17 protein-coding genes, 1 tRNA gene and 1 other RNA gene are annotated in these 19162 nt (G+C 45.0%); 12 read left to right on the forward strand and 7 right to left on the reverse strand.

What is annotated here, in order from left to right; genetic code table 11:
* The 7 genes from JHL22_RS12845 to JHL22_RS12875 all read left to right on the forward strand — a co-directional run bounded on the left by JHL22_RS12845 (position 1) and on the right by JHL22_RS12875 (position 7865).
* Positions 1–159, forward strand: coding sequence for a hypothetical protein (locus tag JHL22_RS12845; RefSeq protein WP_200238200.1), 159 nt, complete (start codon positions 1–3; stop codon positions 157–159).
* The gene (locus tag JHL22_RS12850; RefSeq protein WP_200238203.1) at positions 156–584 is read left to right on the forward strand and encodes a single-stranded DNA-binding protein; all 429 of its coding nucleotides are present in this window, start codon (positions 156–158) and stop codon (positions 582–584) included. The genes JHL22_RS12845 and JHL22_RS12850 overlap by 4 nt, the downstream gene beginning before the upstream one ends.
* Positions 584–2485, forward strand: a complete 1902-nt coding sequence (locus JHL22_RS12855) for a type IV secretory system conjugative DNA transfer family protein (protein ID WP_234041287.1) — start codon at positions 584–586, stop codon at positions 2483–2485. Before JHL22_RS12850 ends, JHL22_RS12855 begins: the two co-directional genes overlap by 1 nt.
* A gap of 27 nt (positions 2486–2512) precedes the next feature.
* Positions 2513–5188 carry an LPD7 domain-containing protein gene (locus tag JHL22_RS12860; protein ID WP_200238206.1) on the forward strand — a complete coding sequence of 892 codons (2676 nt, stop codon included), beginning with the start codon at positions 2513–2515 and terminating at the stop codon, positions 5186–5188.
* Complete coding sequence (locus tag JHL22_RS12865; RefSeq protein ID WP_200238209.1) at positions 5185–5373, forward strand: hypothetical protein; 189 nt, start codon at positions 5185–5187, stop codon at positions 5371–5373. The genes JHL22_RS12860 and JHL22_RS12865 overlap by 4 nt, the downstream gene beginning before the upstream one ends.
* A gap of 113 nt (positions 5374–5486) precedes the next feature.
* Positions 5487–6605 (forward strand): ArdC family protein, encoded by a 1119-nt coding sequence (locus JHL22_RS12870; protein WP_200238212.1) that lies wholly within the window; start codon positions 5487–5489, stop codon positions 6603–6605.
* Between the two features lie 213 nt (positions 6606–6818).
* On the forward strand, positions 6819–7865 hold the full coding sequence (locus tag JHL22_RS12875; protein WP_200238215.1) for a tyrosine-type recombinase/integrase: 1047 nt from the start codon (positions 6819–6821) through the stop codon (positions 7863–7865).
* A 55-nt stretch (positions 7866–7920) separates the two neighbouring features.
* Here JHL22_RS12875 and JHL22_RS12880 read toward each other — a convergent pair.
* A tRNA-Met gene (locus JHL22_RS12880) sits at positions 7921–7997 on the reverse strand.
* A 172-nt stretch (positions 7998–8169) separates the two neighbouring features.
* Between JHL22_RS12880 and argE the strand changes: the two genes are divergently transcribed.
* On the forward strand, positions 8170–9348 hold the full coding sequence (gene argE / locus JHL22_RS12885) for an acetylornithine deacetylase (RefSeq protein ID WP_200238218.1): 1179 nt from the start codon (positions 8170–8172) through the stop codon (positions 9346–9348).
* Between the two features lie 156 nt (positions 9349–9504).
* Here the strand turns inward: argE and JHL22_RS12890 are convergent, their stop codons facing one another.
* A complete protein-coding gene (locus JHL22_RS12890) occupies positions 9505–10743 on the reverse strand; it encodes a lytic murein transglycosylase (protein WP_200238221.1) in 1239 nt (412 codons plus the stop codon).
* Between the two features lie 392 nt (positions 10744–11135).
* On the opposite strand from JHL22_RS12890, the gene JHL22_RS12895 reads away from it, so the two are divergent.
* Together JHL22_RS12895 and rfbD are read left to right on the forward strand one after the other, a co-directional pair.
* Positions 11136–13352, forward strand: coding sequence for a carboxy terminal-processing peptidase (locus tag JHL22_RS12895; RefSeq protein WP_200238223.1), 2217 nt, complete (start codon positions 11136–11138; stop codon positions 13350–13352).
* Positions 13353–13420: 68 nt separating this feature from the next.
* Entirely contained in the window at positions 13421–14332 is a 912-nt protein-coding gene (gene rfbD, locus JHL22_RS12900; RefSeq protein ID WP_200238226.1) for a dTDP-4-dehydrorhamnose reductase, read from the forward strand.
* Here the strand turns inward: rfbD and JHL22_RS12905 are convergent.
* Positions 14329–15063 (reverse strand): hypothetical protein, encoded by a 735-nt coding sequence (locus JHL22_RS12905; protein WP_200238228.1) that lies wholly within the window; start codon positions 15061–15063, stop codon positions 14329–14331. The two genes, rfbD and JHL22_RS12905, sit on opposite strands and share 4 nt — an antisense overlap.
* A gap of 151 nt (positions 15064–15214) precedes the next feature.
* On the opposite strand from JHL22_RS12905, the gene JHL22_RS12910 reads away from it, so the two are divergent.
* On the forward strand, positions 15215–15784 hold the full coding sequence (locus JHL22_RS12910) for a DUF1415 domain-containing protein (protein ID WP_200238231.1): 570 nt from the start codon (positions 15215–15217) through the stop codon (positions 15782–15784).
* A 16-nt stretch (positions 15785–15800) separates the two neighbouring features.
* Positions 15801–16134: a transfer-messenger RNA gene (gene ssrA / locus JHL22_RS12915) on the forward strand.
* 62 nt (positions 16135–16196) lie between these two features.
* Here ssrA and JHL22_RS12920 read toward each other — a convergent pair.
* The 4 genes from JHL22_RS12920 to ompA all read right to left on the reverse strand — a co-directional run bounded on the left by JHL22_RS12920 (position 16197) and on the right by ompA (position 18900).
* Complete coding sequence (locus tag JHL22_RS12920; RefSeq protein ID WP_200238234.1) at positions 16197–16787, reverse strand: OmpA family protein; 591 nt, start codon at positions 16785–16787, stop codon at positions 16197–16199.
* Positions 16780–17463 carry an HAD-IA family hydrolase gene (locus JHL22_RS12925; RefSeq protein ID WP_200238237.1) on the reverse strand — a complete coding sequence of 228 codons (684 nt, stop codon included), beginning with the start codon at positions 17461–17463 and terminating at the stop codon, positions 16780–16782. Before JHL22_RS12925 ends, JHL22_RS12920 begins: the two co-directional genes overlap by 8 nt.
* Positions 17451–18182: a bifunctional 2-polyprenyl-6-hydroxyphenol methylase/3-demethylubiquinol 3-O-methyltransferase UbiG gene (gene ubiG / locus JHL22_RS12930; protein ID WP_200238240.1), complete on the reverse strand. Its 732-nt coding sequence runs from the start codon at positions 18180–18182 to the stop codon at positions 17451–17453. Before ubiG ends, JHL22_RS12925 begins: the two co-directional genes overlap by 13 nt.
* A gap of 151 nt (positions 18183–18333) precedes the next feature.
* Positions 18334–18900 carry an outer membrane protein OmpA gene (gene ompA / locus JHL22_RS12935; RefSeq protein ID WP_200238244.1) on the reverse strand — a complete coding sequence of 189 codons (567 nt, stop codon included), beginning with the start codon at positions 18898–18900 and terminating at the stop codon, positions 18334–18336.
* Between the last annotated feature and the right edge of the window lie 262 nt (positions 18901–19162).

Here is a 19162-nt window from a genome sequence, read left to right on the forward strand (position 1 = left end):
ATGAAAACATATGAAGAATGGTGCAAACATTACGATCACTACGACCCTGCCAGCCAGGAAGCTAAAGACGATTATGCCCGGTATGTAGAACATGCAAAATTGATTGAAAAAATATTTTCAAACGAACTAAAACAGGAACAGATCAAGGATAAAAAATGAGTGCATTTATTAATGAAGTAACCATCATGGGTAACCTGGGCAGAAAGCCAGAACTGCGATACTTTGCCAATGGCACGGCCAATCTTCGGGTATCCCTGGCAACAACTGAAAAATGGACAGACAAGGAAACTGGTGAACTTCATTCGGAAACAGAGTGGCATTCCGTATTGTTGCGTGGTGGCCAGGCCGAACGTGTGGCCGAATATATGGATGTCGGTGATAAGTTATGGATTCGGGGAAAAATCAAAGCGAGGCATTACATTGATGACAATGGCATTGAGCGGGTAATTACTGAAATCCATGCCAAAGAAATGAAAATCATCAATACACGAAACCGCAAAAAAACGAATGATGATCCGGTTCACCCTGAAGATATTGAGAACACTGAAGAACCTGAAGATGATCCATTAGAGAGTTTTATGTGATGAAAAAATTCATGAAAATGACAGGAGTAGCCATGGCGCTACTCTTTTTTTTTGGGATGGCTGGCCAGTTATTAGGCAGCTATATTTTTATTGGTTATGCACAGGTGCCGGGTGAAAGCATCGGCCTGACAACGTTATACAAATACTATGCCATGAGTAATGGGGCGGTATTGCAACATAGCTGGCCATACCGAATTGGATTGGCCGTTAGCGTGCTGTTACCGCTGGTTATTTTGCTGGTCGTGCTAGCCGCTGTTTTTATCAAGCCAAAAAGAGAATTGCATGGGTCGGCAAGATTCGCTTTAGATGGCGAAATTTCTAAAATTGGCTTGTTGGATAAAAAATACAAAGAGCCCGATATTTTAGTTGGCCAATATAAAGGCCAGTACCTGCGATGGGCAGGCAAGCAGTTTGCTTTCTTGGCGGCACCAACACGATCAGGTAAAGGTGTAGGTATTGTGATACCTAATTGCCTGCATTACCGAGATTCTCTGGTTGTATTTGATCCGAAACTTGAAAATTTCAAGATCACATCGGGTTTCCGGGCAGCTCATGGCCACGAGGTATTTTTATTCAATCCGTCCACCAAAGACTTTAAAAGCCACGGCTGGAATCCGCTTTCATATGTTAGCCGTGACCCTGTTTTTTCTACTGGTGGTGCTTTTAATATAGCCAACATCTTATATTCAACCAGCAGTAATGAAAGCGGCAATAGCCGATTTTTTAATGAGATGGCACAAAAATTGTTTGTCGGTCTTTGTCTTTACCTGATCGAAACGGAAAAAGAAACAAAAGTCGTGCCGTCTCTGGCGGCCATGCTTAAGCTGTCAACGCCTGAAAACGGCATGGCATTGGGCGATTGGATTAAAGAAGAAGTGTTAAGGCCCGATTTAAGTCCAGAATGCAAGAACAACCTTTTGAGTTTTGCAGGTAATAGTGGTCAAACCGCTTCGGGCATCTTGTCCAGTTTCCTGGCTCCGCTGTCTGTTTTTTCAGACCCGATTGTATCAGCGATAACCAGTAAAGATGATTTTGATTTACGTGATGTCAGAAAGAAAAAAATGTCCATTTATATTGGTATTTTGCCTAATGATATTGCCAAGTTTGCACGGCTAATCAACCTGTTTTTCAGTCAATTGATTTCTGAAAATACCCAGGAATTACCTGAAAACAATCCTGATCTTAAATATCAATGTTTGCTATTGATTGATGAATTTGCAGCGTTGGGTAAGGTTGATATTATTGAAAAAGGCGTTGCCTATATTGCTGGTTACAACATCCGAATTCTTGCCATCTTTCAAAGTATGAGCCAGTTAAATTCTCTGTATAGCAAAGACGGTGCCAGGACATTGTCGACTAACTTTGAGTGTCAGATCATCTATCCACCCAGGGATAATGAAGATGCCAAAGAGTACTCTGAAATCATTGGGTATGAGACATACAAAAGTAAATCTTTTTCAAAGGCACAGGGAGGGATAGGTAATAAGAGCCATTCAATATCCGATCAGAAAAGGCCGGTTCTTTTTCCGCAGGAAGTCAAGACATTACCGACTACCGATTGCATTGTATGTCTAACGGGCATACAGCCCATTTACGCAAAAAAAATTATTTACTACGAAGACCCTGTATTCCAGGCTCGGTTAGGGTACACAACGCCAGGGATACCCACAATCAAAGTTGAACGATTCGTACCTGTTACCGATGACACAGCAGCAGTTAACACGATTGAACCAGATGAACTTAGCGGTGTAGAGAACACAGAGCAGATATTGAAAGCCGTCATTAGTGCTTTGTGCCCAAAAAACGCTGATACAGCCTTAATCATGGAGGTTAAACAAGCCGTGGAAAAGGCGTATTCAGAAATGGGGTTAGCGGCATTCAAGGCGTTATATACCGTATAAACCATTATCAAAACAAGGAGTTATGTCATGGCAGACTATAACGAGATCGAGCGTGCTTTGTCTTATGTGTCCAATAATGATGATCGGGAAACATGGGTTCGTATGGGTGCCGGCATTAAAAGCGAATTGGGTGAGGACGGTTTTGATATATGGGACAGATGGTCGTCAACGGCCGATAATTACAGCCACAAGGCAGCCAAGGCGGTTTGGAAAAGCCTGCGGCCGGGCAGAGTAAATATTGGTTCGGTTTTCTATGAGGCAAAGCAAGGCGGGTATACGCCAGAAAAAACGGAAGCCAAGACCTACACCAAAGAGGATTTGGCAGCCAGAGCCAAAGCCAGACAGGAAAGAGAGGCCAAGGCGATGGCTGATCGTCTGGCTGATGCCGATGTGGCCAAAGACAGAGCCCAGGCATTGTTTAACAATGCCGGTCCAGTCAATCCGAATCACCCATATTTGCTGAAAAAAGGGATCAGTGATCCGGCCCTTTTGGCTAATCTGCGCCAACAGGATAACAATCTGTTGATACCGGCCAGGCAAAACGGTGAGATTGTTGCCGTGCAAAAAATCAATCATGACGGTGGAAAATATTTTGGTAAAAATGAAATGCTCACCGGCAGTGCTTTTTTTATAGGTGATAAATCACAGGTAAAAGATGGACTGATACTTACCGAGGGCTTAGCCACCGGTGCCAGTCTGCATGCAGCCACCAATAAGCCGGTATTGGTGGTTTTTGCGGCTCACAATCTGGTTAACGTAGCTGAAAGCCTGAAAAATACAGACTTTCCCATTATTTTGGCTGCGGACAATGATTCACACACCAAAAATGCCGGGCTTAAATTTGCCGAAAAAGCAGCCCAGGTATTAGGTGAGCGAGCCACCATCAACATGCCAATCTTTACAGAACAGGACAATGCTTTATTCCAGGACCGGCACGGGGCAGATAAATACCCATCAGACTTTAATGATTTACATGAAATACGGGGGCTGGATGCAGTGAAGCAAGTCATGGGCGGTGAGGTTCAAACCCTAAAAAAAAACGAGCTGGAACAAAACAAGGAAAGTGAAATGGAAACGAAAAATACGTATGCGATGGCTAAAGATGGTGAAGCCGTTGAGGTTGATTCAGTCAATAAAACAGGCCAGGCATTGCAAGAGCTTGATTATTTAAAAAATATACCGGATTTTGAAGACGTGCGTAAACCGCTTATCAATAAAATTGAGGTTGATTTTGAGCAGATCAAAGCACAAACAACCGTTAATCGACCACCACAAGAAACCACTATTGAATCAGAATCAAGTGAAACTGCACCGAAAAAAGCGATAGCAGAGCCTGAGCAGGAAACTGTATTGCCAAGTAAAGAGGCGCAGGAGCCAGTACCAGAACAACCCGACACAAAAGCGGTAGAGAGCCAACCAGCGGCACCGGCTCCGATTGAAATTAATCCGTTACAAGAGGCACCGGAAAGTATCCGGCATAAATATCTGTATGCCGAGGGCATGTATCTTGATGAAAATGCCAGGACGACTATTTTCAGTGATAAAGGTGCTCAACTTCAAACCGCCCGGTCCGACTTGCAAACCGTCCATGATATGGTGGAGGTTGCTAAAGACAAGGGCTGGACACATATTAAACTGTCCGGCAAGAATGAATTTAAACGCCAGGCATTTTTAGAAGCAGAAAGCCAGGGCATTAAAACCAGTGGTTATGAGCCAACCAAAGAGGATTTGGCCGCGTTAAAGTCAATTCAAAATGAACGGGCATTGAATAAATTTGAAAGCGTGCCAGAGGTGGTTAAAGAGCATGCGGCTGAACAAGATCAGGCAACTGATAAAGCTCCCAGTGAAAGCACTAACAAAGATTTAAACACGGGTATTTTGAAAGCGCACGGTCAAGCTCCCTACCTTCACGATGACAAAAATAAGGTCAGCTATTACGTTACCCTGGAACAGGGTGACAAAGAACATACTGTTTGGGGCGTAGGATTGCTCGATGCCTTGAAAGAAAGCAAAGTAAAGTTAGGTGATGAAATATCTTTAACAAATCTAGGCCGGACGGCTGTTGAGGTCAATCAACCGATTTATGATGAAGATAGTAAAACTGTTGTTGGGCATGAAACCATTCAAACCCACAGGAACACTTGGCAGGTTGATATCTTGAGCAAACAGGCCGAAAAAGGCCAGGAAGCTATTCAGGAAACCACCCAGAATAAGAGCCAGGAAGCAGATAAAGAAAACATACCTGCAGCAGAACTGAAACAGGAAAAAGACAATCAGGCATTAGCCGCTTCTGAAGCGGCCAAGCTGAAAGCACAAAATCAGGCTCCTACAGCCGCACAGATTGAAACATCAGAAAAAGCAGATATTGATTCTGATGTCAAAATGGCCGATATAGGAGGGCAATCAGTTAATAGCGAAGTCAAGCTGGTGGCTGATAAAATGGCGCAATCAGGCACGGTGCAAAGTTTAGATAAAAACAATCTGGCCAAACTCAATATTTACCGTAATATAGCAACTAAAATTGTTTTTCATATGAATGTTGATTTCAGAAAAGATGCCATGCGCAATTTTGATACCAACATGGAAAAATCCATCAACGGTACAACCTTAAACGTACCTGAGCCAATTAAACAGCAGCAGCGCCAGCAGCAACAGGCCAAACCAGAATTAGTTAAACAAACAGAAATGGAAATGGAACGATGAGCCAAATAGACAAAAATCAGGAATATGAAGAAGATGGTAGTAAGTTTGCCGTATATGAAACCGAACTCCCACCTGAATATATTGCCTTAGTTAAAGAATATGGCAGTGAAGCATTTGATGACTTGACTGACCATCTTACCGAGGAAGAAAAAGAGACATTAGAAAATAAAAATGTCGGCCGCTAAAAGGCCATTTCTTGCTTAACTAAACCGCTAGTTGGCGGTTTTTTTTGGGAAAATAAATCCAATTTATGAGTAATACAAGCTGCCTCCGGGCAGCTTTTTTGTGGGTGTTCGATATGTCAGAAGTTAAAAAAATACCATTCCATGAACAATTGGCCAATAAGATTATTGAGCAGCTAAAACAAGGCACAGCACCCTGGCAAAAGCCATGGGGGGAAGCCATTCCATCCAGGCCATATAACGCCACGACAGGTAAAGAATATCGGGGCGGTAACTCCATCAGCTTAATGATACAGCCGTTTTCAGACCCACGATGGCTGACATTTAACCAGGCTAATGCAGAGGGCTACAAAATTAAAAAGGGTTCTAAGGGGGTACAGCTTCAGTCCCTGACCTTTCATAAAGAACAGATAAAACGTGATGAAAATGGCCGTATCGTTAAAGATGAAAAAGGACAAGCGGTAAAAGAGCTGGTTAAATTAGAAAAGCCAATAACCAGATCTTTTACGGTATTCAATGCGGAACAGGTGGAGGGTATACCTGCACTCAAGGCACCAGAACGGGCATGGCAGCCACTGGAACGGGCTGAAGAAATACTGAATAAGTCCGGTGCCCAAATTAATCATATGGCCGGTGATCGAGCTTATTACAGCCCGGTAAGGGATCATATTGTTTTACCACTGCGTGAACAGTTTCCTGATGCAGAAAAGTATTATGCAACAGCCTTGCACGAACTGGGGCATTGGACTGGCCACGAAAGCCGTTTAAACCGTCCATTAATGAACACATTTGGCACGCAAGCGTATGCCAAAGAAGAATTAAGGGCAGAAATTGCATCCATGATGGTTGGCCAATCATTGGGCATTAGTCACGATCCTGGGCAGCATGTGGCTTATGTGGGTTCCTGGATTAAAGGATTGCAGGAAGATCCATTTGAAATTGTACGGGCATGTCAAGATGCCGAAAAAATCCATGATTTCCTGGTGTTGGAGAAAGCCCAGATCAAGGAGCAGGTACAGCCTGAAAAATCCGAATTGGAACAGGTAAAGGAACAATTTCAGTCATTGCTTGGCTCTGTAGGCAGTGAACAGGCCGAACGCTTAAAGTCCATGGAGGCCGGAATGTTGAATGTGTCCAGGTTTGCCAGTGAAAGTGTAAAGGAACAGCTGCAGGTCAATTTTTACAAAGAGCAGTTGGAGCCGACACGGGCAACCCAAATTGAACTGGAGCTTTGAAATGGATAAGCAAAAAGCATTGACAATAAAGGAAGCCGCAAACCTTTTAGGGGTGTGCTATCACACTATATATACGAAACGTCATCTTCTGGGCTTTCAATTGCCTGGCGGACGTAAATGGTTTATTTGGCCGTCTTCACTTGATAATCTTAGCAAAAAGAATAACAATGTTTTCAGATTATCATTGCAAGTCGGTAATGAGAGTAATACATTATGCCGATCTACAAAAAATCTAAATCTTCATTCTGGTGGATTGATATCAGGACATCAGGTGGGGAAAGAGTTAGACGCTCTACTGGAACCTATGACAAAAGGCAAGCGCAAGAGTATCACGACAAGGTAAAAGCCGAGTTATGGCGCCTGGATAAGCTGGGTGAACAGCCAGAATTTTCTTTTGACCAAGCGGCTTTAAAGGTGTTGAAGCTATCCGAAGGCCAAAAAGACTATAAAACCAAAATACGTCATATTAAGTATTGGCGGAGTTGTTTTGGTGGTAGAGCAATCAGTTCTTTAACATCTGATGAAATATTCAATAATTTACCTACTCATCGTTTGGTAAAAAGCGGCAAGAGTAAGGCACAGCCATTGGCTGCTGCTACTAAAAACCGATATTTGGCTACTATGTCCCGGATTTTACACATTGCTTATGATGAAAACTGGCTGCAAAAAATACCAAAACTCGGGAAGTTTAAAGAGGCAGATGTAAGAATCCGCTGGATAACTCGTGAGCAAGCCCAGTTATTAATTAATCAATTTCAAACTGAATGGATGAGGAATGTATGCTCATTTGCTCTCTCTACAGGGGCCAGAATGAGCGAAATACTTTCTTTGGAATGGTCACAGGTAGATATTGGAAAAAAGCTATGCTGGGTCACGGGTGATAAAGCTAAATCAGGGAAATCCCGTCCTATTCCCTTAAATTCTGATGCCATGTCTGTAATTTGGTCATGTTTAGGAAAAAACAAAAAATGGGTTTTTGTAAGGGATACGGGTACACACCCTAAGGAAATTAACAGGAAGTCATTTAATTCAGCGGTTAAAAAATTACGCTTAGGTGATTTTCATTTTCATGACTTGCGGCACACTTGGGCAAGCTGGCACGTCCAGTCTGGCACACCCTTAATGGTACTGAAAGAACTTGGTGGCTGGGAAACTTTAGAAATGGTAAAAAAGTATGCTCATTTAGATGCAAGTCATCTGGAGATGCATGCAAATTCGGTCACCTTTTGGTCACCCATAAGTAAAACCGAAGCCGCATAAAACAAAAAAACCGCTTAGCATATTGCGTAAGCGGTTGATATATATAGAATTCTGCTGGTGGCTCTTCCCCGATTCGAACGGGGGACCTGCGGATTATGATTCCGTCGCTCTAACCGACTGAGCTAAAGAGCCAATTACTTAAATAAGATCAAGTAAGAACGTAATTATGCACGTCCTTTTTTAAAAAGGCAATACTTTTTTCTGCCACTCTTAAAAAATCAACGTTTATGTGTTTTTGTTGTCATTTTTACAACAGTGTAGCTGATACACTTCAAGATTGTTTCATTTTTTGCACTTAACGCGTATGCCTACATTTCCGCAAACCAGTATTGACTGGACTAAAAAACTGATTGGTTTCGATACCACCAGCCGTTATTCAAACCTTGAATTGATTGAATATATCAACGCTTATCTCTCGCGCTGCGGGGTAGAAAGCTTTCTGGTGTTTAATGAAGATGGAAAAAAGGCTAACCTGTTTGGCACCATCCCTTCTGTTACCGGAGAACGCCTTAAGGGCGGGCTGGTATTGTCTGGTCACACCGATGTGGTGCCGGTAGATGGGCAGGACTGGAACAGTGAGCCTTTTGTAGCGAAAGAGCATGAGGGGCGGCTGTATGGGCGAGGTGCCTGCGACATGAAGGGCTTCATTGGCACAGTCCTGGCCCTGGTGCCTGAATTTACCAAAGCCAGGCTTAAAGCACCGCTTCATCTGGCCTTTTCCTTTGATGAAGAAATAGGCTGCCTGGGTGCGCCCCTCTTGCTAAAAGAACTGGCGCAAAAGGGAATTAAACCGGCGGGCTGTATTGTGGGTGAGCCTACAAGCATGCGGCCGGTCGTGGCGCATAAGGGCATTAGCGCGTACAAATGTATCGTGCATGGGTGTGCCGCGCATTCCTCATTAACCCCGGTGGGTATAAATGCGATTGAATATGCCGCGCGTATTATTTGCATGTTCCGTGACCTGACAGATGAAATAAAGCAAAAAGGGCCATTTGATGAGTATTTTGATGTGCCCTTTACAACCGGGCAAACCAGTACCATACAGGGCGGCAATGCCATCAATACGGTGCCCGCACATTGTGAATTTCTTTTTGAATACCGTACGTTACCGGCACAGTCACCCACTGAAATTCTGGCGCGGATTGAATCTTATATTAATGACGTCCTGGTGCCGCAAATGAAAAAAGAAAACCCCGATGCCGGTATTGAGCTGATTAAGCTGGCGGGTGCACCCGGTATGGAAACGGCAGAAAAAGAAGCGATCATGCAATTGGTGCGTGGCTTGACCAAAGAAACGGATATTGCCAAAGTGGCTTATGCAACGGAAGGCGGCCTGTTTCAGCAGGCGGGCATCCCAACAGTTATTTGCGGGCCGGGCAGTATAGAGCAGGCGCATAAGGCTAACGAATACATTGCCCTGGAGCAGCTGGCCAAATGCGAGGCGTTTTTAAAAAGTGTTTGTGCCAGTCAGCAAGTGGCGTGATATGGCGGGTTATCCGGCGGGGTTTTTAGCCGGATATGCGGCAAGCCCTGCGGTCTAGGGGGAAGGTGGCTGGCACGGGAAAAAGAACATAAAAAAGCATTAAAAAAACGCAGCCGCAAGAGCAGGGCTGCGTTTTTTTATCCAGCGGCTTGCCGATTAATTTTTTTGCAGCAGTGCACGCAGGATTTTTTGTCCGGCACGGCCATCGGCGTTCAGGCCTAGTCTGGTTTGTTCGGCTTTGATCGCTTCACGGGTTTTGCTGCCGATCAGGCCGTCCGCTTCACCAATGTCATGGCCTTTGTTAAGCAATATTTTCTGCAAAGTAACCCGGTCGGTACGTGACAGACCCAGGTCATCAGTGGGCCAGGCTGTCTGGAAGGGGCCTTCACCTTTCAGTCGGTCAGACAAATGGGCAATGGCAAGGGCATAGCTTTCGGCTGCGTTATAGCTGTAGATAACGTCAAAATTCTTGAAAACCAGGAAGGCAGGGCCGTTGGCGCCGGCAGGGGTAAGCAGGCCGGCTTGCATGGAAGCGGGGGCCAGGTTGCTTAGGGGTTGGCCATTGATATCGGTAAGGCCCTTGTTGATCCAGGTTTGCAAGGACCGTTTCTTTTTGCGGCCCTCACCGGCAATGGGGAAATTATCAGGCAACTTTACTTCAAACCCCCAGGGCTGGCCGCTTCTCCAGCCATTTTTAGCCAGGTAATTGGCTGTAGAGGCCAGTGCATCTGTCGTGTTGTCCATCAGGTCGCGGTGTCCGTCACCATCAAAATCAACCGCTAGCCGTTCAAAGGTGGTGGGCATGAATTGGGTATGTCCGAAAGCGCCCGCCCATGAGCCAACCAGGCGATCGGGTGCAATGTCGCCCGATTGCAGTATCCGCAGCGCAGCGAAGAATTCTTTCTGGAAAAAAGCCTGTCGGCGTCCATAGCAGCTTAGGGTTCCCAAAGCTTGCACTAACGGATATTTGCCAAAAGTCTGGCCAAAATTGCTTTCTACGCCCCAAACAGCCACAACGGTTGCCGGATCAACACCGTATGTTTTCTGGATTTGGTTCAGCGTGTTCTTGTGAAGGGCAAGGTTTTGCAGGCCCTCCTGGATGCGTTGTTCATCGACCAGGGCGGCCAGGTAGTCCCAGATGGGTTGTTTGAATTCGGGCTGATAATCCAGTTTTTCCAGAATGCCCATGTCAGGCACAATATTGGTAGTAAACCGTTTGAAAGACTGGTTTGAAACCCCCGCTTTTTGTGCTTCAGGTTGCAGTTTGTTCAGGCAGGCGGTAAAGTCGCTCGTTTGTGCCTGAATTGGCAAGCTGGTGCACAATAAGATGGAAATGAAAGAAAATAAGCCGCCAAAGCGTGCAATTGTTGATTTTTCCTGGAAGTAACGGGCCATGAAGATCTCTCTGGTTTGTCCTGAATTGAACGAATTGTAGCAGTATGAAGTATTTGCATTCACCCGGTACTTTTTTTCCTGTAACTTTTAATGAATATCCTGCTAATATCAGTCTTGAGTTTTTCGCTTCAATTTTTGGCAGGCTGTGGTAAAACACGGGTAAAATTGCAGTACGGAAAAAGTAGTATAAGATAAATAAAATAAACTTTTTCTAAAATACAATGTCTTTTATCTTGTGAAAAAGCTTTAAAACCAAATATACAAGGTTGTAGCGCATGAAAGGGTAAGTGTTTTTATGTTCAGGTATAAGTCCGCTCATAAAACCGACTGTTAATATATATAAACCAGGCAGTAAGACGCTGTCTGGTTTTACTGAAAAGAGATTGTGTCGCATGAAGTTTAAAATGTTAGTAGCTGCGTTGGCATTCATTGCTACCTCCGGGTGTGTGTATGCTGACTCTGAAACCATCAGCAAGGTTGACCAATTGGGTCAGACCCAGGTCACTCAGCCGCTGTTGGCCCGGCAATCGGCAGAAATGGTAGCTGGCAAAACCGAATTGGCAATGTCAGGCAATCTGAAAAAGCCCCTAAAGCAAGCGCTTTCTCCAGATATCGAGCATGCCAAGGCAGCGATCATTGTTTCCAATATCCTGACTCGTTTCGAATATGATAAAAAACCGCTGGATACTAAAATGTCCAATGCGGTTTTTGATGAATACCTAAAAATGCTCGACCCGTCAAAAATGTTTTTCCTGAAGTCGGATATCGATAAGTTTTCTGCCGTTAAAGATCAAATGAACGATATGCTGCTTAGTGGTCGCCTGCAAATTCCATTTGATATTTTTGAAATTTACCGGGATCGTGTAGAACAGCGTTTTGATCATGTCCTGTCTACCCTGAAAGATGACTTTGATTTTTCAGTTGACGAATCTTTTGAGCTTGATCGCAAAAAAAGCAAATGGGTTGAAACCAATGAGGAAATCAACGATTTGTGGGGTAAGCGTGTCAAGAATGATTATTTAAGATTGAAGTTGGCTGGCAGTACAGATGAAAAAATCAAGGAAACCTTACGAAAGCGTTATATTAATAATCGCAACCAGATTTTACGCATGGGCAATGAAGACGTCAGTGAGATGTTCATTAATGCGTATGCCAGCAGTACAGATCCGCACACCAATTATTACAGTCCTTCTTCAGCCAAGAATTTTGATGTGCAAATAAGCCTGTCTGTTGAGGGGATTGGTGCTGTACTGCAAAAGCGTGATGAATATGGGCAAATCCGTGAGGTGGTGCCTGGTGGTCCTGCCGCCAAGTCCGGCCAGATTCAGCCGGGCGATCGCATCGTGGCCGTAGGTCAGGGGCCAAAAGGTCCCATGGAAGATGTGGTTGACTGGCGCCTTGATGATATTGTCAATAAAATTCGTGGCAAGCGTGGTAGTACGGTCAGAGTTGAAATCATCCCTGCCGAGGGGGGGGTTGATGGCAAGCAAAAAGTGGTCACTTTAGTCCGTCAAAAGGTAACCCTTGAAGACCAGGCGGCCAAATACAAAATCATTGAAATTGAAAATGATGGGCAAATCCAAAAAATAGCCATTATTACTATACCTAGCTTTTATGAAGACTTTGATGCTCGCGCTCGTGGTGAGAATAGCTATAAAAGTGTGACGCGTGATGTTCGAGTCATTCTTGAAGAGTTGAACAAGGCCAATATTGATGGCGTTGTTCTTGACATGCGCAATAATGGTGGGGGTTCCCTGACTGAAGCGGCGAATCTGAGCGGGCTGTTTATTGGTGGTCCAAACCCCATTGTGCAGGTTCGTACGGCAGAAGGTTCTGTGTCCAATGTTCGTAGCATAAAAACAGACATGGTGTGGGACAAACCTTTGGCGGTTCTGGTTAATCGTATTTCGGCCTCGGCCTCTGAGATTTTTGCAGGTGCCATGCAAGATTATGGGCGTGGCGTGGTGCTGGGTGACCCCACCTGGGGTAAAGGATCCGTGCAAACCATTCGTGGCCTGAATGAATTTTTGCGTCGTCCGCAAGATGAAGAGCTGGGTTCCCTGAAGTGGACAATCCAGAAGTTTTTCCGTGTTAACGGAAGCTCAACGCAGGTGAAGGGTATTGTGCCCGATATCATCTTCCCAACCATGTTTGATGCCAAGGAAATGGGTGAGTCAAGTTATGAAAATGCCATGCCCTGGAGTGCGATTGATCCTGCTTCGTACAAGCCCGTTGGAGATCTGAAGCCAACCATTGTGAATCTATCCCGTTTGCACAAAGACCGGGTAAGTGAGTCAGGAAGCTGGGCGTTAATGAAAGATGAGCTGGACTATGCACGTAAGCTGTCTGATCAGAAAGTCATTTCCCTGAATTATCAAACCCGTCTTGAAGAACGTGAAAACATGGAGGCCCAACGCAAGGATTTTGAAGCCCGGCGTAAGGAATTGGGCGAGTCTGATATAGGTAATTTCCGCCTTGATGATGGTTTGCAGGCAGGTGAAGGTAATCTGAAAGAAGAATTGGCCAATGAGAAAAAACGCAAAGACAATATTGATATTGCTGCAAAAGAAGCGGCCAATATTGTGGCAGATATGGTTAACTTGAAGTAATAAACCACAGGCAAGAAGTAAGCCAGAAGCATTGCGGTTTACTTCTTGCCGCCTTGACGTCGTATACCATGAAAATTTTATTGCTAGGGAAAAACGGCCAGCTTGGCTGGGAATTGCAACGTGCATTGCAACCTTTAGGAAAGCTTGTTGCCTTGTCCCGTCATAATGAAAATGGTTTGTGCGGTGATTTGTCAGACCTTCACGGGCTGGCCAAAACGATTGAATATTTGAAACCTGACGTTGTGGTTAATGCAGCCGCCTATACAGCCGTAGATAAGGCCGAATCAGATCGTGAACAGGCGTTTTTGATTAATGCACGGGCGCCTGCGGTAATTGCTCAGGCCTTGAAAATCCATCATGGTTTGCTGGTGCATTATTCCAGTGATTATGTTTTTGATGGCACTGGTGAGCAGGCTCGTACAGAGTTGGCGCCTAGCAATCCCGTCAATTACTACGGTTATACCAAACTGGAGGGCGAACGGGAAGTTGCCCATTCAGGGTGCGGGCATTTTATTTTTCGTACCAGCTGGGTTTATGGCATACATGGTGGCAATTTTGCCAAAACAATGATTAAACTGGCCAGGGAAAAAGAAAAGCTGGCTATTGTGAATGACCAGATCGGTGTACCCACCGGAGCAGACCTGATTGCGGACATCACGGCACATGCCGTCAGGTCCTATTTTAATGAGGCGTCTGGGCCAGCTCGTAGCGCATTATTAAGTGGCCTATATCATCTTGTGCCTGACGGAGAAACCTCATGGCTGGCCTATGCCAATTTGATCTTCGATCAATTACGAGCCAAAGAAGAGGCATTGGCACTCAAGGAGGTTGTGCCGGTTTCCACCGCCCACTATCCCATGCCAGCCAGGCGTCCCCTGAATTCACGATTGAACAATAACAAAATTAAAGAAGTGTTCAACTTGCATATGCCCGACTGGGAGCCGGGCGTGTGCCGATTGGTGGAAGAGCTGGTGGTTTAATGGGTGTTGGGGTTGCTGGCGAGATCCAGATCATAAAAAATATGGTTGGCATCAATAAATTTATACAGGCAATGTCCAAGGTCTACATAGCCGCTTTCCTCAAAGCGTTGCTGCATGAATGCCAGCATGCTTCTTAGGTTATCCAGCAGCGACGTAATCTGGCTGGTTTCAAAACTCCATAAGCGGGTATTGAACTGCAGGAAGATATGACCGGTTTGTTCTGATGAATAGGATGATGGATAAGAGTTGGGCAATATGAATTTGTTTTTGCTTTCGGGTTTGCTGGCGGCAAGCGCATGAATCGCAGACTCAAAAGTTTGGCCTGGTCTGATGAAAAACAGCCGTTTTACTTTATTAAAAATCTGATGCTGTTGTGCGACTTCCAGAAACCAGATCAGGCTTGTTAGCTCGGTAAGGGGGGTAGCGTCTTTGGGGGCAGGGTACTGCTCAATAATCTTTTGGATGGTTTCGTTGTTATTGTATTCCATCAGGATATCGATGTGTTTTAATAAGCCGGTTTTCTGCTTGTCATTTAAAGCCGTGGCACCATGTTCAATCACCGATATCAATGAACCCTTGGCTGAGTGATTAATGCTGTTGACCGTGGCTAGAAGCTGATCGTAAGCACTTGGGGCTGATTCGTTGGCAGGAACGGCTACTCCCGCCTCATTGGCAATGGAATTGTTGTCAAGGTCATTAATTGCACAGGGAATAATAAAAGCAAAAGTCATGGTGTTGCTAAGAGGCCAAAAATTAGTGTAAAACGTTCCATTCTACACGCTTGTGCAGCTTGATGAACCGGTTTTGTTGTTTCAGAACGCGTAAGCAGTGTTGCAAGAGTAAGGATACAATAGGGGTTTATCAATTAAGCGGGTTAAACATATGCGAACGATTCAATCTTCAGAAGAAGCGGCAATCCTGGAGAAAACAAAACGGTGGGTGGAAAAGGCGGTTATTGGCCTTAACTTGTGCCCTTTTGCCAAAAGTGTTTATGTAAAGAATCAGGTGAGGATTGCGGTTACCGGTGCTGAAACGGTAAAAGAATTGCATCAGGTATTGGCCCAGGAATGTGAAAACCTGATTGAAACCGACCCTGAAGTGCTGGATACCTGTTTGCTTGTGGTGCCGCATGTATTTGAAGATTTTTATGATTTTAATGATTTTCTGGATATTGCAGAGCTTACCCTTGAAGAGCTGGAACTGGTGGGTGAGCTGCAGATAGCCAGTTTTCATCCTGATTACCAGTTTGCCGACACTGAGCCTGATGACATCAGTAATTATACCAATCGCTCACCTTATCCCATTTTGCACCTTATTAGAGAATCAAGCCTTGATAATGCCACGCAGCAATATCCTGATGCCAGTGCTATTTTTGACAGCAACATAGAAAAAGTCACGGAATTGGGGGTTGATGGCTGGAAAAAAATGCTGGAAGACGATAAAAACGTGTAATGCATTGAAATAAATGTGTTTCTTTGGCAGTGGATTTATTTTGTTTTTGTGTTATTATTCTAATCAAGCTGTATATCTGGTTAACTGAAGGTTTTCTGGACGCGGGTTCGAGTCCCGCCGTCTCCACCAATAGGATATTTACAACATTATAGTATCTTATTGATGGGGACGCCAAGGTTTCGACAGGGAAAGATAGGAAAACTGGCAGCCGGTAGGCGATGACCGTAAATCAAGCAAAACTCTTAAATGCAAATGACGAAAGTTACGCATTAGCCGCCTAATTTAGGCCGCTAGGAGCCTGATCCACTTGGCAACAGAACGGATTAAAAGGGAGCTTCGGCTCCCTTTTTTTTGCCATGTTCATTTTTATTCTTTTGTTAAATCCCTGGCGCTTTTCTGGCTTTGGGTTTTTTTATCTTAGCTCGTATAAATATAATTCAATTCGACGGTTAATGGCTCTTCCACGTGCGGTGTCATTGCTCATTAACGGGTCTATGGCGCCCCTGCCTTCGATGTCTATTCGTACACTTTTAACCCCTTTTTTGATTAAATAATGGGCGACCGCCGAGGCTCTTTGTACAGACAGGGCCTGATTGTTAATTTCACCTCCTTGCGAATCGGTATGTCCAACGACCTTGATGCGCAGGTTCTGGGATTGCTTAAGTTCCGTAACAATTTTATCCAGAATCGGAAACATTTTTCGGTTGATGTTGGTTTTTCCAGACCGAAATGAGCTGTTCGCCGGCAAAATAATCCTGAGGCTGCCATCGTGCACGCGGTTAACTTCAACGCCTAATGACTCTTTATCCGAATCCTTAATGGATTTAGAAATTTCATCCCAATTGCTGGGGGAGAGTGCAGTGCGCCCGAAGAATCCCGAGGTGGGTTTGCCATCAGGGCCCATGTTCAGGCTGCCTGGGCTGGGGTTAAGGACGCAGCCCGAAAGCAATGTGGATGAGGCCAGTAATATTTTCAGGGACGTAAAACACCTGGAATTAATCATTTTTAACCCCGTTTTTTTGAGCTAGATGAGCAATGGCATTCCAGAGTTCATCGACGCGGTTTACGGTTAGGTCGGCTTGCCATTCTTGTATGCTGTCTTTATTGTTGCAATACCCGTAGGAAACGGCAATGGTGGCCATATTTGCGGCTTTGCCAGCAATGATATCACGCTCGTCATCACCGATATAGATGCAGTGTTCGGGCAAGCTGTTGGCAAGACGGGCGGCATGGAGCAAAGGGGCAGGGTGCGGTTTGGCGTAAGGGGTTGTATCTCCGCATACATTGGCGGCACTGCGGGAGGTTAACTGGAAATGGTCAAACATGGGAAAAGACAGGTCTTCGGCTTTGTTGGTAACAATGCCCCAGCCCATATTATTCTGGTCAATCTTGTTTAGAAGTTCATTAATCCCGTTAAACAGACGGCTGTGAGTGGTCATGCAATTTTTATAGTCGTGTAAAAACTGCTGGCGTACTGCCTCGTACTCATTGTGATCAGGCTGCAGGTTTAAGGCGGCCCCAAGCAATCCTCTGGCACCTTGTGATGCATAAGGCCTTAAGGTGGCATATTGAAGGGGAGGCAGGCCTTTGCGGATGCGTTGTAAATTGGCTGCATGGGCAAGATCTGGGGCGCTATCAACCAGGGTGCCATCAAAATCAAAGAAAACTATTCTTCGCATTTACGGGTCGCTATCAAATAATTAACTGAAGTATCGTTGCTGAGTTTATATTTTTCGGTTAAAGGATTGTATTCCAGTCCTTTCATGCTGATTAAATCCAGTTTTGCATGACGGGCGCAGGAAAGCAGTTCGCTGGGCTTAATAAAACTGCCGTAATTATGCGTTCCTTTGGGAAGCAGATTCATGATGTACTCGGCTCCTATAATGGCATACATGAAAGACTTCATGTTCCGGTTGAGCGTAGAGAAAAACACCCAACCGCCCGGTTTAACCAATTTTGCGCAGGCATCGATAATCGATGCGGGGTCTGGGACATGTTCGAGCATTTCCATGCAGGTGACCACGTCGTATTGTGCCGCGCGTTCCTGGGCGATTTGTTCAACCGCCACTTTCAGGTATTCTACTTTTATACCAGATTCAAGTCCGTGCAACTTTGCAACAGTCAGTGACTTTTGGGCAAGGTCTATGCCGGTAACCTTAGCGCCGGTTGCTGCCATACTTTCTGAAAGTATCCCTCCGCCACAGCCTACGTCAATAATGGTTTTGTCGGCCAGGGAGCCGGCCAATGATTGAATCCAGCCAAGTCTGAGTGGATTAATAGCGTGTAATGGTTTGAATTCACTGGTGGGATCCCACCATTTTGAAGCTAGTGCGCTGAATTTTTCTAATTCAGCCGGATCTGCGTTGATGGGTTCGGAAGTAGGGGCGGGCGTATTCATAGGGCCTTGTTCTTGAAACCTGAAAATAATCGGGGTGTGAAGGGTAAGAATTCAAGTTTATCATAGGCCAGGCAAAACTGCCCTGAAGGCGGACAGTAAAAAGCCCCCAGTTGGGGGCTTTTTACTGTAGGCAAAAATAAATTGCCTGCGCTTAGTTGCGTGGTGTGCCTACAATCTCGATTTCTACGCGACGGTTTTTCGCGCGACCTTCACGAGTTGCGTTAGAAGCGATAGGATCGTTTTCACCGCGGCCTGAAGCGATAATCTGATCGGCAGGGATGCCTTGGGAGATCAGATAATTTTTAACAGTTGCTGCGCGACGCTCTGACAGACCTTGGTTGTATTGTGCAGTACCGATAGAGTCGGTGTATCCAACAGCAATAATTGATTCAAGGTTAAGTTGTTTTGTCTGCTGGGCAACCTGGTCAAGAATATTGCGACCTTCAGGTTTCAGGGTTGATTTATCGAAATCAAAAAAAGTATCAGCGTTAAGAATTACTTTTTGAGCAACGATATCGGGTGTTTGTGGTGCACCGCAACCTTGGGCTGCTGTAGCAGGTGTCCAGAAGTTGTCGCGCCAGCAATGTTCATTTGTGCCGTTCATCCAAACCAGACCGTATGGGTTTACCCAATTGTCGACAGTTTGCGCTGATGCTACGCCAGAAGTTGCGGCAGCAACCACGGCGAATGCTAATGCGAATTTAGAGGGCTTATTCATGTTTCTCCTCGTTGAGCTTGAAAGCTAAAAAATGACTCGCAGCGAAACCCGCCGCATGATTGGAAATCAGGGTCAGTATAGCAACGCTTGAATGTTCATTCAAAGGGTTAAACTAGATTTTCCCGTGTTCTTGAATTGATCTTACGCGATTTTCCTGTGGCTTGTAGAGTGTAAGCCCAACATTTTTAAAGGATCTTTTCAAATCTGTCGTTTATATGCGAATTTTGTTGGATTTGAGCAACAAGCAGGGAAAAGAGAGGGG

Origin of the sequence: Advenella mandrilli (assembly GCF_016595155.1) — a bacterium.
GTDB classification, from domain to species: Bacteria; Pseudomonadota; Gammaproteobacteria; order Burkholderiales; family Burkholderiaceae_B; genus Advenella; species Advenella mandrilli.